The following is a 14,934-nucleotide window of genomic DNA, read 5'->3' as shown; positions in this document are numbered from 1 at the left end:
GGAGCACGAAGATGGGTTTTCACGAAGTGAGATTTCCGGCGAGCCTCAGCTTCGGCTCGATCGGCGGGCCCGAGCGGCTGACGGATGTCGTGACACTGGCCAACGGTCATGAGGAGCGCAATACGCCCTGGCAGCATTCGCGGCGCCGCTATGATGCCGGGATCGCGATGCGCAGCCTCGACGATCTGCAAACGCTGATCGCGTTCTTCGAAGCGCGGCGCGGGCAAATGCACGGGTTTCGCTGGAAGGACTGGGCCGATTTCAAGACGGGCGGCGCACAGGCGGAGCCGGCCTTCGACGATCAGGTGATTGCGCGCGGCGACGACGTAACGCCCAGCTTTCAGCTCGTGAAGACCTACCGCTCGGGCGAGCATGACTACGCGCGGCCCGTGACCAAGCCGGTGCGCGGAACGGTGCGGATCGGGCTGGGCGGGGACGAACAGCAGGAGGGCATACACTACACCGTCGATCATGCGACGGGCGTGGTGACGTTCCTACATCCGCCCAATGCGGGGGATGCGGTGACGGCGGGATTCGAATTCGACGTGCCGGTGCGCTTCGACACGGACCGGATCATGGTGAGCGTCGCCAGCTTTCAGGCGGGCGATGCGCCGAACATTCCCGTGGTGGAGATCCGGGTATGAGCGGGATGAACGCGGGTCTCGAGGCTCATCTGAAAAGCGGCGTCACGACGACATGCCGGGCCTGGGCGTTGACGCGGAAGGACGGCGAAGTTCTGGGCTTTACCGATCATGACGGCGCGCTTGTCTTCGACGGGATCACCTTTCGCGCGGATACCGGCCTCAGCGCGATGGCGCTTCAGCAGACGACCGGGCTGTCGGTGGACAATACGGAAGCGATCGGTGCGCTGAGCGATGCGTCGATTCGCGAGGAGGATATCGAGGCGGGGCGCTATGACGGGGCTGAAATCCGCGCGTGGCTGGTCAATTGGCAGGATGTCGGTCAGCGGCATTTGCAGTTTCGCGGCACCATCGGCGAGCTTCGCCGCTCGGGCGGGGCGTTCGAGGCAGAGCTGCGCGGGCTGACGGAGAGCCTGAACCGGCCCATCGGGCGGGTCTATCAGAAGCCGTGCTCGGCGGTGCTGGGCGACCGCGCCTGTGGTTTCGACATGGGCCAGCCGGGATATGCAACCGAGCGCAAGCCCGCCGACATCGAGGAGCGGCGCGTTTTTCGGTTCCAGGCCTTCGGCGGGTTCGATGCCGGCTGGTTCAAGCATGGACGGCTGATCGTGCTCGAGGGCGCTGCGAAGGGCCTTCACGGCCTCATCAAGCGCGACGCCGAGGATGGCGGGTGGCGGATCGTCGAGCTTTGGCACCCCATCCGGGCGGATGTGCGTCCCGAGGATGCGGTTCGGCTCGAGGCGGGGTGCGACAAGCGGGCGGAGACGTGCCGGCTCAAGTTCGAGAACCTTCACAACTTTCAGGGATTTCCCGACATTCCCGGCGATGACTGGTCGATCAGCGATCCGTCGCGATCGAGCCGGCTGGACGGGGGGAGCCGGAGATGAGCGCAGATTTAAAGAGCGCCGTCGTCGCGGCGGCGCGTGGCTGGATTGGCACACCCTACTTGCATCAAGCCTCGCTGAAGGGCGCCGGCACGGATTGCCTCGGCCTCTTGCGGGGGGTCTGGCGCGAAGTCCTGGGGCATGAGCCGGAACTGCCGCCCGCCTATTCGATGGACTGGGCCGAGCCGAGCCGCACCGAGGCGCTGTGGCAAGCCGCCGAGCGGCACCTTCACGGCAAGGCACTGGATGAGGAGGCGCCGGGCGACGTCTTGCTCTTTCGCATGCGCGAGGGGAGCATCGCGAAACATCTGGGGATCGCGGGGCGCGTCGGACCGGAGGCGTCCTTCATCCACGCGTATTCGGGCCATGCGGTGGTCGAAAGCCCTCTGAGCCTACCGTGGCGGCGGCGCATCGTGGCCCGGTTTTCATTTCCCGAAGGACAGATCTGATGGCGACGATACTACTTTCGGCCGCGGGCGCGGCACTCGGCGGCTCGATGGGCGGCACGGTTCTGGGGCTGTCGATGGCGGCAGCCGGGCGCTTTGCCGGGGGCATCATCGGCCGGTCCATCGACCAGCGGCTGATGGGTCAAGGATCGGATGTCGTCGAAACCGGGCGCATCAGCCGACTGCGTCTGACGGGATCGGGTGAGGGAGATCCGATCGCGCAGGTCTATGGTCGCATGCGTGTCGCCGGGCAAGTGATCTGGGCGACAGAGTTCCGCGAAGAGGTCAGCGTATCCGGCGGAGGCGGCGGCAAGGGCGCGCCCAAGGCGCCGACAGTGCGCCAGTTCAGCTATTCGGTGAGCGTCGCGCTCGCGCTTTGCGAAGGCGAGATCAGCCATGTCGGGCGCGTCTGGGCAGACGGCACCGAATTGGCGCGTGATGCGCTCACGATGCGGGTCTATACCGGCACGCGCGATCAGTTGCCCGACCCCAAGATCGAGGCCGTGGAAGGCGCGGGCACGGCTCCGGCCTATCGCGGCACGGCCTATGTCGTGATCGAGGATCTGGAGCTGGGCCAATTCGGCAACCGCGTGCCGCAATTCACGTTCGAGGTCATGCGGCCGTCGCAGATCGAGGAGGTGGGCGCCGAGCTCGACCCTGTGCGCGGCGTGACGGGAGTGGCGCTCCTTCCGGGGAGCGGAGAATACGCCCTCGCCACCAGCCCGGTGACGATGAATTACGGCGCCGGCTCGTCGGTCCTTGCCAATGTGAACACGCCCTCGGGAAAGTCCGATTTTCTGACCTCGCTCGATGCACTGCGGGGCGAGTTGCCTGCATGCAAGAGCGTGTCGCTCGTGGTGTCGTGGTTCGGGGACGATCTGCGCTGCGGCGCGTGCAGCCTGCGGCCCAAGGTCGAGCAGAAGCGGTACGAGGCGCGCAACATGCCATGGGCCGTTGCGGGGCTTACCCGGCAGACCGCGCGTGAGGTGCCGCAGACAAGCACAGGAAACCCGATCTATGGCGGCACCCCGGCGGATGCCTCCGTCCTCGAGGCGATCGCGGCTTTGAAGGCGGCGGGCAAGGAGGTGATGTTCTACCCGTTCATTCTGATGGACCAGATCGCCGGTAACGCGCTGCCCGACCCCTATAGGGGCGCGGCGGGCCAGCCGCCTTTGCCCTGGCGCGGACGCATCACCTTGTCGCGGGTGCCGGGCACCGAGGGCGGACCCGACGGCACGGCGGATGCGGATGCGCAGATCGCCGCCTTCTTCGGAAGAGCCCGCGCGGCCGATTTCAGCCTGACCCCGCCACCCGCTCCGAGTGCGCCGGAAGACCCTCGGGAGTCGCGTGAGAATGCCTATTTCGATCTTCTGTCACTGACGCCTCCGCCGGTTTTGCAGACCGTCTTCTACTCGGGCCCGGACGAGTGGAGCTATCGGCGCTTCATTCTCCACAACGCCGCGCTATGCGCCAAGGCGGGCGGCGTCGAGGCGTTCTGCATCGGCTCCGAGATGCGCGGGCTCACGCAGCTGCGCGGCGAGAATGGCCGCTTTGCCGCCGTGGAAGCGCTCGTCGATCTTGCGGCCGAAGTGCGCCTGCTGCTCGGGCCGGACGTCAAGATCAGCTATGCCGCGGATTGGTCCGAATATTTCGGCTATCAGCCGCAGGACGGCAGCGGCGATCGCTATTTTCACCTCGATCCGCTCTGGGCGGATGCGAATATCGACTTCATCGGCATCGACAATTACATGCCGCTCTCCGATTGGCGGGAGGGGGACGCGCATGCGGATGCCGCGTGGGGTTCGATCTATAATCCCGATTACCTGAGCGCCAATATCGAGGGCGGCGAGGGGTATGACTGGTACTATCATTCACCCGAGGCGCGGGAGGCGCAGATCCGCACGCCGATCACGGATGACGCGCACGGCGAGCCCTGGATCTGGCGCTACAAGGATCTGCGCAACTGGTGGTCGCAGGCGCATCACGATCGCATCGGGGGCGAGCGGCGGAGCACTCCGAGCCCGTGGGTGCCCATGTCCAAGCCGATCCGCTTTACCGAGATCGGATGCGCGGCCATCGACAAGGGGACCAATGAGCCAAACAAGTTCGTCGACCCGAAATCGTCCGAGTCGGCCTTGCCGCGATATTCGAACGGGCGGCGCGACGATCTGATCCAGCGGCAGTACCTGCGCGCCCTGCGCGGCTACTGGACCGATCCGGCGTATAACCCCCTCTCGCCCGAGTATGACGGGCGCATGATCGATATCGACAAAACCTATGTCTGGGCCTGGGATGCGCGGCCCTTTCCCTTCTTTCCCAACAATCGGAGCCAGTGGGAGGATGGCCGCAACTACGCGCGCGGGCATTGGATCACCGGGCGCACCGCCGGGCGATCCCTGGCGTCGGTCGTCGAGGAGGTCGCGGCGCGCGCGGGTCTTCGGCATGTCGATACGTCGCGGCTTTTCGGCTATGTCAGCGGCTATTCGGTCGATCACGTGGGGGAGGCGCGTGCGGCTTTGCAGCCCTTGATGCTGCGCTACGGGTTCGACGCGGTGGAGCGGGACGGTGTGCTGAGTTTCCGTATGCGCGACGGGCGCGCGGATGCGCAAATCGGCTTGGACGATCTGGTGCGCGATGCCGAAAGCGGCACCCGACTCGAAGAGACGCGCGCGGGGGCCGCCGAGATCGCGGGGTGCGTCAGGCTGCGCTTTGTGGAGGCCGACAGCGATTTCGAGGTGATCGCCGAGGAGTCCGTTTTGCCCGACGAGGCCACGCATTCCGTTTCGACCTCCGAGATTCCTCTGGCGATGACGCGGGCCGAGGGCCGTGCGGTGACCGAGCGGTGGCTTTCGGAGGCGAGAGTGTCGATCGACACCGTGCGTTTCATGCTGCCGCCCTCGAAACTGACGCTCGGCGCCGGAGACGTCGTCGGCCTCAGCGAGGCGGGCGGCAAGGGCCTTTTCCGGATCGACCGGGTCGAGCAAATGGGCAATGCGCAGCGCGTGGACGGTGTGCGGATCGAGCCGGAGAGCTATCGCGCGATCGACATCGCCGAAACGCCGCCGAGCTTGCGGCCCTTCGTGCCGCCGGTCCCTGTGCTGCCGCTCTTTCTCGATCTGCCGCTGATGACGGGACAGGAAGCGCCGAGCGCGCCGCATCTGGCGGTTACGGCGCGCCCTTGGCCCGGTTCGGCGGCGCTGTATGCGTCGGAGAGCGATGCTAATTACCGGCTGAACCGGCTGATCGAGGCGCGCTCGACCGTGGGCATTCTCGAGACGCCACTGGCCCCGGGCAATGCCGGGTTGATCGACAGGGCGGACGGGGTGACGGTGCGCATGCTTTCGGGCCGTCTCGAGAGTGTGGACGAGCGCGCGTTGTTGGCGGGCGCCAATCTCTGCGCGGTGGGCGACGGCACGGTCGATGGCTGGGAGCTGATGCAGTTTCGGGATGCGGAACTGGTGGCGCAGGACACGTATTTCCTGACGCACCGGCTTCGTGGCCAGTTGGGGACCGAAGGCGCTGCGAGGGCGGGATGGCCGGAAGGCAGCTATCTCGTGCTGATGGATGGCACGCCGGGCCAGATCGACCTGCCGGACGCGCTGCGCCGCAGGGCGCAGAATTACCGGATCGGGCCGGCGGGGCGCGCGGTGGACGATCCGTCCTATCAGCATGCGGTGATCGCGTTCGAAGGGCTTGGGCTCAGGCCCTACAGTCCGGTGCATCTAAGGGCCCGAACTGATGGGCAGGCGACGACGATGACCTGGATCCGGCGCACGCGGATCGACGGGGATCGTTGGGACACGCCGGACGTGCCGCTGGGCGAGGAAAGCGAAAGCTATCTCGTGAGGGTGCTCCAAAATGGAGAGATCCGGCGCGAGGAGATCGTAGCATCGCCCGGCTGGGTCTATGAGGACGCCCTCAAGACGATAGACGGCGTGACGGGGCCGTTCGATGTGGAAGTGGCTCAGATCTCGGCGAAATTCGGGCCGGGGGTATTCGCGCGGCTCACCGGCATCGCGTGATCGGACAGCGGCGCGCGCCGAAGGACGGGCGCCGCCGGGCATTGCGTTTTGCCAACCGCTTCGACGTGCTATATTGGACTCCCAAAGAGGGAGCCAAAGCCATGGTCAAATCGCACGCGCAGCTGAGCAATTGCGATCCGGTCTGGGACCAGATCACCGCCGAGGCGGAGAGCGCCGTCAGGGACGAGCCGCTCATGGGCGGGATGGTGCATTCCAGCATCCTGCATCACAAGTCGCTCGAATCGGCGCTGGCCTATCGCACATCGATGAAGCTGGCATCGAACGAGATGCCCGAACAGATCCTGCGCGAAATCTGCGATTGGGCCTATCGGCACGATCCCGCGACGGGCATCGCGGCGCGCGCCGATATCGTGGCGGTCTATGATCGCGATCCGGCCTGCGATCGCTACATCCTGCCGCTTTTGTTCTTCAAGGGCTTCCAGGCGCTGCAGGCCTACCGCATCGCGCATCTGCTCTGGCGGGAGGGGCGGCGCGATATGGCGCGTTTCTTCCAGATGCGGGTCTCCGAAGTCTTCGGCGTCGACATTCATCCCGCGGCCCGGATCGGCAAGGGGATCATGATCGACCACGCGCATAGCATCGTGATCGGCGAGACGGCGGTTGTCGGTGACAACGTGTCGATGCTGCATTCGGTCACGCTAGGGGGGACCGGGAAGGAAGAAGAGGACCGCCATCCGAAGATCGAGGATGGCGTGTTGATCGGCGCGGGCGCCAAGGTGCTGGGCAATATCAGGATCGGCCATTGCAGCCGTATCGCCGCAGGCTCGGTGGTTCTGGAGGAGGTGCCGCCCTGCAAGACGGTCGCGGGCGTTCCGGCCCGTATCGTCGGCGAGGCCGGATGCGATCAGCCTTCGGTGCGCATGGACCAGTTGCTCGGCGTGCGCTGAGCTTTTTCAGGGCGAATTCGAGAAAGGCACCGGGGGTGGTCCCCGGTGCTTTTCACGTTTCAGAAGGACGAGCCGTAAAGCGTCGAAAGCGCGTTGCGGCGCGGGCTCATGATGCCGTTTGCGAGGCTGTTGAGCGGCGCGGCGCTCGCCCGCGCACCGAGCGGAATCGTCACGCCAAGCCGGATCGTGTCGACATCGGCGTCGGGGCGCGCCGCGCGCTCGACATTCGTGCGCGCCAGCTCGAGCGACATTTGCGCGGGCAGGTTGGAAATCTGGCTCAGGTCATAGCCGACACCGATACCGTAGGAGGTCGCCTCGAGATTGGCGGCGTCGAACTCCGTGCGGCTGATGCCACCGAAGCCGATGATGCCGGCGCCGAAGACGTGGCTCGCCCCGATTCCGATGCTGCTCAGATCGTCGCCGCCCAGCGCGTTGTCGAGATCGCCGAGCTGCCAGTGACCGGCGATCCGCGTCTGATCGCTCGGCGTGTAGGAAACGTTCAGGCCATAGTCCATCCAGTCCGAGACCCCGGCGACGGCCGCACCCGACGCGTCGCTCCATCCCAGATTGGCGGTGAGCTGCAACAAATCGCCCGCATAGCCCCCCATGAGGCCGTAGGAGGACGTATCCGTGCTGCCGGTCAGCAGGCCGTTCCCGCCAAAATCGGTGTAGTCGAGATATCCGCCGAAGGTCGCGCCGCCGACCGAGGTATAGGCCAGATCGGCACCGAGGTCGGTCAGACTGATATCGCCGCCGCGATCGGCATCCGCATGCACGAGTCCTCCAGTCAGACCGAGGGCGAGACCGTTCAGAAAGTCGATATCGCCCGCACCGTCGAGCGTGAACTGATTGAGATCACCGCCGCCGTTCGAAATGGAAGAGAAGCCATAGCCAAGCGTTGCCGCGCCGGAAATGTCCTGCGCGATGGCCGCACCCGGCACCATCATCAGTGCGCACAGCACCATATTGCCCTTGAAAGGAGTCACGTCGCTCACCTCATGTTCGTTTTTGTTCTTATGCTTCGATGAATCACAGTCATGGCCATGGATTCAAGAAACATTTTCGTAATCATGAAATTAGGCTCGCGGCAAAAACGAAAAGCGCGCCGGGACGGCACGCTTTTCACTGACTGAACCGAGGGCCGTTTCAGGCCAGCATGACCATCGGATTCTCGAGATTTTCGACGATGTGCTTCAGAAGCTCGGCCCCCATCGCCCCATCGATGACGCGGTGATCGACGCTGAGAGTGACGGACATCACCGTCGCGACGGACAGCTCGCCGTCCTTGCCGACCACGGGCTTCTTGACGCCCGCACCCACCGCCAGGATCGCACCGTGCGGCGGATTGATGACCGCGTCGAAATTGTCGATGCCGAACATGCCGAGGTTTGAGATCGCGAAGCTGCCGCCCTGATATTCATGCGGCGCCAGCTTGCGGTCGCGCGCACGGCTGGCCAGATCCTTCATTTCGGCCGAGAGCGCCGAGAGGGATTTCATCTCGGCATCCTTGAGCACCGGGGTGAACAGCCCGCCCTCGATGGCGACGGCCACCGCGACGTCCGATGGCTTGAGCTGGAGAACCCGGTCACCGGCCCAGACGGCATTCGCCGTGGGGACCGCCTGAAGCGCCAGCGCGCAGGCCTTGATGATGAAGTCGTTGACCGAAAGCTTCACGCCCCGCGGCTCGAGCTGCTTGTTCAGATCGCCGCGGAACTTGAGGAGCGCATCGAGGCGGATGTCGCGGCGCAGGTAGAAATGCGGAACCGTCTGCTTGGCCTCGGTCAGGCGCGCGGCGATGGTGCGGCGCATCCCGTCGAGCTTGACCTCCGAATACTCGCGGCCCTCGTAGATCTTGGCCACGGCATCCGCGGATTGCCCCGCCGGCGCGGGCGATGTGGCGGCGGGTGCGCCGACGGCGTCGGCCTCGGCGGCGTCCGCCTTCTTCGCGGGCTTGGCGGTGGCCTTCTCGACATCCGCCTTCACGATCCGGCCATGCGGGCCGGACCCCTGGATCGCGCTCAGATCGAGGCCCTTGTCCGCCGCGATGCGCCGCGCGAGCGGCGAGGCGAAGATGCGCTCGCCATCGGCGGTCTCGGGTGCGGCGGGCGCCTCGGCCGCATCGGGCGCATCCTTTGCGGCAGGGGCCTTGTCCTCGGATTTGGGTGCAGCGTCCTCTGGTTCCTTCTTCTTGGGCGTGCTGCCGCCCTCGTCGATGTCGTCGGCGCTCTCGCCCTCTTCCAAAAGAACGGCGATGACAGTGTTCACCTTGACGCCTTCGGTTCCGGCTTCGACCAGGATCTTGCCGATCGTGCCTTCGTCCACGGCTTCGAATTCCATCGTCGCCTTGTCGGTTTCGATCTCGGCCAGAAGATCACCGGACGAGACGGTATCGCCTTCCTTGACCAGCCATTTCGCCAGCGTGCCCTCCTCCATCGTCGGAGAAAGCGCGGGCATCAGAATTTCTGTCGGCATCGCTCTTTCTCCTTAGCGGTAGGTCACTTTATGCACGGCGTTCAAGACCTCCTTGGTGGAAGTCAGCGCCAGCTTCTCTAGATTGGCGGCGTAGGGCATCGGGACGTCCTTGCCGAGGCAGTTGATGACCGGCGCATCGAGATAGTCGAAAGCGCGCTCCATCAGGATCGCCGAGATGTGGTTGCCGATCGACGCGACGGGGAAGCCTTCCTCGACCGTCACGCAGCGGTTCGTCTTCTGGACCGACGCGATGACGGTATCGTAGTCGATGGGGCGCAGGGTGCGCAGGTCGATCACCTCGGCCGAGATGCCGTCTTCGGCCAGTTTCTCGGCGGCTTCCATCGCATAGGTCATGCCGATGCCGAAGCTGACGATGGTCACGTCGTCGCCTTCGCGCCAGATGCGCGCCTTGCCGAAGGGAACGGTGTAATCCTCGATCATGGGCACCTCGAAGGACTTGCCGTAAAGGATCTCGTTCTCGAGGAAGATCACCGGGTTGGGATCACGGATAGCGGTCTTGAGCAGACCCTTCGCATCCGACGCGGAATAGGGCTGCACCACCTTGAGGCCGGGTATATGCGCATACCACGCGGCGTAATCTTGGCTATGCTGCGCGCCCACCCGGGCGGCGGCGCCGTTGGGGCCGCGGAAAACGATGGGACAGCCCATCTGGCCACCCGACATGTAGAGCGTCTTGGCCGCCGAGTTGATGATCTGGTCGATCGCCTGCATGGCGAAGTTCCAGGTCATGAATTCCACGATCGGCTTCAGGCCGCCGAAGGCCGCGCCGACGCCGATCCCGGCGAACCCATGTTCGGTGATGGGTGTATCGATCACGCGCTTGGCGCCGAATTCCTCCAGCAGGCTCTGCGTGATCTTGTAGGCGCCTTGATACTCGGCCACCTCCTCGCCCATGATGAAGACTTCCTTGTCGCGGCGCATCTCTTCGGCCATCGCCTCGTTCAGCGCTTCGCGGACGGTCTGCTTCTTCGTCTCGGTGCCTTCGGGCCAGTCGGGCGTGCGGTCGGGCCGCGGCGCCTTGGCCTGAGCAGGGACCGCCTTGGGGGCGTCGGACTTGGGCGCGTCGGCCTCTTCTTTCGGCGCATCCTTCGGCGCTTCTGCCTTGGCGTCCGCGTCGATGTCCTCGGGGCTTTCGCCGTCTTCCAGCAGCACGGCGATGGCGGTGTTCACCTTCACGCCCTCGGTTCCGGCCTCGACCAGGATCTTGCCGATCGTGCCTTCATCGACGGCTTCGAATTCCATCGTGGCCTTGTCGGTCTCGATCTCGGCGAGGATGTCGCCGGACGACACCGTGTCGCCCTCCTTGACCAGCCATTTGGCAAGCGTTCCCTCTTCCATCGTGGGGCTGAGGGCGGGCATGAGAATTTCTGTCGGCATATGCGTGGCTCCTCAGGCTTTCTGCGGGATTTCGGCGGCGTAGACATCGGTCCACAGCTCGGCCTCATCCGGCTCGGGACTGTCCTTGGCGAACTCGGCCGAGGCGTTGACGATCTTCTTGATCTCCTTGTCGATGGATTTCAGATCCTCCTCGGTCGCGTGCTTGCCGGTCAGCAGAAGGTCGCGGACATGCTCTATGCAGTCCTTCTCGTCGCGCATCTTGTTCACCTCGTCACGGGTCCGGTACTTGGCCGGGTCCGACATCGAGTGGCCGCGATAGCGATACGTCTTGATCTCGAGGATGTACGGCCCCTTGCCCGAGCGGCAATGCGCCACCGCCTGCTCGCCCGCTTCCTTCACGGCCAGCACGTCCATGCCGTCGACCGCCTCGCCGGGGATGCCGAAGGCTTCGCCGCGCTTGTAGAGCTCGGGCGACGAGGTGGAGCGCTTCTGCGCCGTACCCATCGCATACTGGTTGTTCTCGATCACGAAGATGCAGGGCAGTTGCCAGAGCGCAGCCATGTTGAACGTCTCGTAGACCTGGCCCTGGTTGGCGGCGCCGTCACCGAAATAGGTGAAGGTGACGCGGTCGTTCTCGCGATACTTGTCGGCGAAGGCGAGGCCCGCGCCCAGCGGCACGTTCGCGCCAACGATGCCGTGACCGCCATAGAAATGCTTCTCCTTCGAGAACATGTGCATCGAGCCGCCCTTGCCGCGGCTATAGCCGCCCTCGCGGCCCGTCAGCTCGGCCATGACGCCGTTCGGGTCCATCCCGCAGGCGAGCATGTGACCGTGGTCGCGGTAGGTGGTGATACGCTTGTCGCCTTCCTCCGCCGCGGCCTCGAGCCCGACGACGACGGCTTCCTGGCCGATGTAGAGGTGGCAGAAGCCGCCGATAAGGCCCATCCCGTAGAGCTGTCCCGCCTTTTCCTCGAATCGACGGATCAGGAGCATATCGTGGTAATACGCTTTCAGCTCTTCCGCCGAAGCGTTTGATTTGATTGCTTTCTTCTGGGCAGCCATTGGCAGGTATCCCCTTGGTTGGCACATGTGACGGGGATAGTTTAAAGCTAAACTATCCCTTGCACAAACAGTTGCACGTCGGGGTCACGATATGCGCGGGGCAATGCGGGTGGCAAGCGCGATCAGCGGATGACGATTTCGTCGCCCCGCAGAAGCCCGATCACCGAGCGCGCCTGCTCGTCCAGAAGGTCCAGATCGAGATAGGTGTCCGACAGGCGGTGCGTGAGATTCTCCATCACCGCGATCTCGGCATTGAGCGCATCGAGCTGCGCCTGAAGCTCGCTTGCCTCGGCCTCGATCTCGGCGCGGCTGAACAACCCATAATCACCCTGCACGGCGGCGAAGGTGAAATACGTGCCGAGAGCGAAAGCGATGATGAAATAGACGAAAACGCCCACAGGGGGTTTCTTGCGATGGATCACCGGTCGTGCCTCATTGTCATGCCTCTGATCGGGCTTTGGGGCACCCTGCCACAGCGGGCAAGCCATTGGAATCATATTTGTGATCGGTGCTCCGCATGCGCGGGAGGCGTTGCAATCCTGCGGCAGCCGCGCCTAAATGCTCTCGCTTAGGGAGAGTTCGGAATGCTAGACACCCGCCAAACAACGTCCGGACCGCATCCCGAGACGGATACGCATGCCGTCGAAAACCAGCCGGGCGCGCGCGGCGATCTGGACCTTTGGGCCGAGGACCCGGCGCTCCGCGCGCATGGCTTGACCGCCGATGGGGACCACCTCGCGCTTTACGGACGCAAGATCGGGCGCGCGGCGATGCGCGATGCCGCCGCCGAGGCGGACCGGCAGCCGCCCCGGCCGCGCCTCTTCGATGCGGGCGGGCGTCGGCTCGACGAGCTGAGTTATCATCCCGGCTATCATGACGTGATGCAGGCCGCACTCGGCTCTGGGATTGCCGCGCTGCCGTGGGAAGGCGCGGTGGGCGGGCATTCCACCCATGCCGCGATGATCTACATGACCGCGCAGATCGCGCCGGGACAGTGCGGCGCGCTCATGTCGACCTATGCCGCCATCCCCGCCCTGCGCGCGGCGCCTCCCCTCTTCGATCTCTGGGTGCCCAAGCTGACCGCCCGCCTTCACGATCCGGCCCTGCGCCCGGTCGGCGTCAAGGCGGCGGCGACGGTCAGCCTCGCCTTGACCGAAAAGCAGGGCGGCGCGCCCGTGACCCGCGCCCAGCGCGACGGAGAGCATTACCGGCTTCGCGGACATAAATGGGCCTGCACGGCACCAATGTCCGACGGCCTGATCGTGCTGGCCCAAGCGCCCGGCGGGCCGACCGCCTTTCTCGTGCCTCGCTGGCTCGAGGGCACGCGCAACATGGTGCATATCCAGCGCCTCAAGGACATGATGGGACAGCGCGCGAGCGGGGTCGCCGAGATCGAGCTTGCCGATGCCATCGCCTATCCGCTCGGCGCAGAGGGCGACGGCGCGGCGAGCCTTGCGCCGATCATGCAGCATCTTCGGCTCGGTGCCGGCATCGCGCCCGTGGGCCTGATGCGCGCCGCCTTGGCCACGGCGTGGCACTGGTGCGGCGAGCGGCGATCCGGCGGGGCTCGCCTCGTCGAGCTGCCCTTGATGCGCGGTGTTCTGGCCGATCTCGCGCTCGAATGGGAGGGCGCGCTGGCGCTGGCAATGGCCGCCGCGAGCGCCTTCGACGAGCCGACCGAGCAGGGCCGTGCCTTCGCCCGCATCGGATCCGCGCTCGCCCTTCATCAGAGCGCGCGCCTTTGCCCCGGCGTCGTGCAGGAGGCAATGGACTGCCTCGGCGTCATCGGCCCGACCGAGGAGAGCGGCATGCCCCTCCTCCTGCGAGAAGCCGCCGCGACAAGCCTCTGGGAAGGGACCGGCAACACGCTCTGCCTCGAGATCCTGAGGATCTTGCGCGAGGCGCCGGTGACCGGCCAGGTTCTCGGCGACATTTTGGGGAGCGTGACGGGCGGATCGCGCGCCTATGACGCGGCGCTGCGCGCGCATATGGCCCGCTTCCCCCGCCTGCCGGAGGAAGCGCAGGCACGTTGGTACGTGGAGAGCCTCGCGAGCTTGCTCACCTCCGCCATCCTCATCGCGCAGGGGCCGAGCGCCATCGCCGATGCCTATGTCGCAACCCGCCTCGGCGATGCGCGCGGGCGCAGCTATGGCGCGATCGAAGGCGTGGATATCGACGCGATCCTCGCGCGGATCGGCTGAGCCCGGCCTCAGCCGGCGACCGAGGCCGCGTGGATGCTGTCGATCGTCGCGCCGATGGTGCGGTTGAACTCGGCATCGGACTGATCGGCCGAAAGCCCCTCGGTCAGCGCGCGGCTGAAGCTGGCGACGATCCCGGTATTCTGGGCAAGGCGGCGGTTCGCCTCGTCGCGGCTGTAGCCGCCCGAAAGAGCGACGACACGCATCACGGCGGGATGCTCGGTCAGGGCGCGGTAATGGTTCGCCTTCTCGGGCAGGGTCAGCTTCAGCATGACTTCGGTACCTTCGGGCAGCGCATCGAGATGCCGCGAGAGCGCGTCCAGAAGCAGCGCCTCGGCCTCGGCCTTGTCCGCGATGCTGATCGTCACCTCGGGCTCGATGATCGGAGTGAGGCCATGGCCGAGGATCTGGCGGCCCACCTCGAATTGCTGCGCGACGACCGCCTCGATCCCGCTGGCCGAGGCCGCGTCGATCACCGAGCGCATCTTGGTGCCGAAGATGCCGGCCTCCACGGCCCGTGCGCAAAGCGCATCGAGACCCGGCATCGGCTTCATCAGGCGCACGCCATCCGCCTCGTCCTCGAGGCCCTTGTCCACCTTGAGGAACGGCACGACGCCGCGCTCGTCCCACAGATACCGCGCCGAGGGCTTGCCGCCGATCGCGCGGTCCATCGTCATCTCGAAGAGGATCGCGCCGATCACCTTGTCGCCGTTGAAATCGGGCGCCTGCGCGATGCGGGCGCGCATGGCGTGGATCAGGTCGAACATCTCGGCGTCATTGGAATACGCGCTCTCGGGCACGCCGTATTGCGCCAGCGCCTTCGGGGTCGATCCGCCGGATTGATCGAGCGCCGCAACAAAGCCGTTCCCGGCGCGAATCTTGTCTGCTTGGGCTGCGTGCGTCATCTGGTCGGCTCCGGTTCGCTGATCTCTGGGTCAGGCG

Annotated in this window: 12 protein-coding genes; 6 read left to right on the top strand and 6 right to left on the bottom strand. The window is 65.6% G+C overall.

From position 1 onward, the window contains the following. Nucleotides 1–11: 11 nt before the first annotated feature. The 5 genes from ACGRVM_RS12115 to cysE all read left to right on the top strand — a co-directional run bounded on the left by ACGRVM_RS12115 (nt 12) and on the right by cysE (nt 6,901). Nucleotides 12–644: a phage distal tail protein, Rcc01695 family gene (locus ACGRVM_RS12115; RefSeq protein WP_377171987.1), complete on the top strand. Its 633-nt coding sequence runs from the start codon at nt 12–14 to the stop codon at nt 642–644. Continuing rightward, nucleotides 641–1,528 (top strand): DUF2163 domain-containing protein, encoded by an 888-nt coding sequence (locus ACGRVM_RS12110; protein ID WP_377171985.1) that lies wholly within the window; start codon nt 641–643, stop codon nt 1,526–1,528. The genes ACGRVM_RS12115 and ACGRVM_RS12110 overlap by 4 nt, the downstream gene beginning before the upstream one ends. Beyond that, nucleotides 1,525–1,974 carry a C40 family peptidase gene (locus ACGRVM_RS12105; protein ID WP_377171983.1) on the top strand — a complete coding sequence of 150 codons (450 nt, stop codon included), beginning with the start codon at nt 1,525–1,527 and terminating at the stop codon, nt 1,972–1,974. Before ACGRVM_RS12110 ends, ACGRVM_RS12105 begins: the two co-directional genes overlap by 4 nt. Beyond that, complete coding sequence (locus ACGRVM_RS12100) at nt 1,974–5,993, top strand: baseplate multidomain protein megatron (RefSeq protein ID WP_377171981.1); 4,020 nt, start codon at nt 1,974–1,976, stop codon at nt 5,991–5,993. Before ACGRVM_RS12105 ends, ACGRVM_RS12100 begins: the two co-directional genes overlap by 1 nt. 101 nt (nt 5,994–6,094) lie before the next feature. Further along, on the top strand, nt 6,095–6,901 hold the full coding sequence (cysE, locus tag ACGRVM_RS12095; protein ID WP_377171979.1) for a serine O-acetyltransferase: 807 nt from the start codon (nt 6,095–6,097) through the stop codon (nt 6,899–6,901). A 59-nt stretch (nt 6,902–6,960) separates the two neighbouring features. On the opposite strand, the gene ACGRVM_RS12090 is transcribed toward cysE, so the two are convergent. From ACGRVM_RS12090 to ACGRVM_RS12070, 5 genes are all read right to left on the bottom strand, one after another. Then, nucleotides 6,961–7,887, bottom strand: coding sequence for a hypothetical protein (locus ACGRVM_RS12090; RefSeq protein ID WP_377171977.1), 927 nt, complete (start codon nt 7,885–7,887; stop codon nt 6,961–6,963). A gap of 160 nt (nt 7,888–8,047) precedes the next feature. Next, nucleotides 8,048–9,373 carry a pyruvate dehydrogenase complex dihydrolipoamide acetyltransferase gene (locus ACGRVM_RS12085; protein ID WP_377171975.1) on the bottom strand — a complete coding sequence of 442 codons (1,326 nt, stop codon included), beginning with the start codon at nt 9,371–9,373 and terminating at the stop codon, nt 8,048–8,050. Between the two features lie 12 nt (nt 9,374–9,385). After that, nucleotides 9,386–10,771 carry a pyruvate dehydrogenase complex E1 component subunit beta gene (locus tag ACGRVM_RS12080; protein ID WP_377171973.1) on the bottom strand — a complete coding sequence of 462 codons (1,386 nt, stop codon included), beginning with the start codon at nt 10,769–10,771 and terminating at the stop codon, nt 9,386–9,388. Between the two features lie 12 nt (nt 10,772–10,783). Then, on the bottom strand, nt 10,784–11,794 hold the full coding sequence (gene pdhA / locus ACGRVM_RS12075) for a pyruvate dehydrogenase (acetyl-transferring) E1 component subunit alpha (RefSeq protein ID WP_377171971.1): 1,011 nt from the start codon (nt 11,792–11,794) through the stop codon (nt 10,784–10,786). Between the two features lie 122 nt (nt 11,795–11,916). Further along, entirely contained in the window at nt 11,917–12,216 is a 300-nt protein-coding gene (locus ACGRVM_RS12070; protein ID WP_377171969.1) for an FtsB family cell division protein, read from the bottom strand. A gap of 162 nt (nt 12,217–12,378) precedes the next feature. On the opposite strand from ACGRVM_RS12070, the gene ACGRVM_RS12065 reads away from it, so the two are divergent. Continuing rightward, on the top strand, nt 12,379–13,995 hold the full coding sequence (locus ACGRVM_RS12065) for an acyl-CoA dehydrogenase family protein (protein ID WP_377171967.1): 1,617 nt from the start codon (nt 12,379–12,381) through the stop codon (nt 13,993–13,995). An 8-nt stretch (nt 13,996–14,003) separates the two neighbouring features. Here the strand turns inward: ACGRVM_RS12065 and ACGRVM_RS12060 are convergent, their stop codons facing one another. Then, a complete protein-coding gene (locus tag ACGRVM_RS12060; RefSeq protein ID WP_377171965.1) occupies nt 14,004–14,897 on the bottom strand; it encodes a fructose bisphosphate aldolase in 894 nt (297 codons plus the stop codon). Nucleotides 14,898–14,934 lie beyond the last annotated feature (37 nt).

The sequence above is a fragment of the Roseovarius aquimarinus genome (genome assembly GCF_043661195.1).
GTDB classification, from domain to species: domain Bacteria; phylum Pseudomonadota; class Alphaproteobacteria; order Rhodobacterales; family Rhodobacteraceae; genus Roseovarius; species Roseovarius aquimarinus.
Note: the sequence above shows the minus strand (reverse complement) of the source record. Positions and strands in the feature narration are given on the sequence as shown.

What these genes read in the sequence shown, in the direction of transcription:
- ACGRVM_RS12115 (WP_377171987.1), top strand. Translation starts at nt 12, where the DNA reads ATGGGTTTTCACGAAGTGAGATTTCCGGCGAGCCTCAGCTTCGGCTCG.
- ACGRVM_RS12110 (WP_377171985.1), top strand. Translation starts at nt 641, where the DNA reads ATGAGCGGGATGAACGCGGGTCTCGAGGCTCATCTGAAAAGCGGCGTC.
- ACGRVM_RS12105 (WP_377171983.1), top strand. Translation starts at nt 1,525, where the DNA reads ATGAGCGCAGATTTAAAGAGCGCCGTCGTCGCGGCGGCGCGTGGCTGG.
- ACGRVM_RS12100 (WP_377171981.1), top strand. Translation starts at nt 1,974, where the DNA reads ATGGCGACGATACTACTTTCGGCCGCGGGCGCGGCACTCGGCGGCTCG.
- cysE (WP_377171979.1), top strand. Translation starts at nt 6,095, where the DNA reads ATGGTCAAATCGCACGCGCAGCTGAGCAATTGCGATCCGGTCTGGGAC.
- ACGRVM_RS12085 (WP_377171975.1), bottom strand. Translation starts at nt 9,373, where the DNA reads ATGCCGACAGAAATTCTGATGCCCGCGCTTTCTCCGACGATGGAGGAG.
- ACGRVM_RS12080 (WP_377171973.1), bottom strand. Translation starts at nt 10,771, where the DNA reads ATGCCGACAGAAATTCTCATGCCCGCCCTCAGCCCCACGATGGAAGAG.
- pdhA (WP_377171971.1), bottom strand. Translation starts at nt 11,794, where the DNA reads ATGGCTGCCCAGAAGAAAGCAATCAAATCAAACGCTTCGGCGGAAGAG.
- ACGRVM_RS12065 (WP_377171967.1), top strand. Translation starts at nt 12,379, where the DNA reads ATGCTAGACACCCGCCAAACAACGTCCGGACCGCATCCCGAGACGGAT.
- ACGRVM_RS12060 (WP_377171965.1), bottom strand. Translation starts at nt 14,897, where the DNA reads ATGACGCACGCAGCCCAAGCAGACAAGATTCGCGCCGGGAACGGCTTT.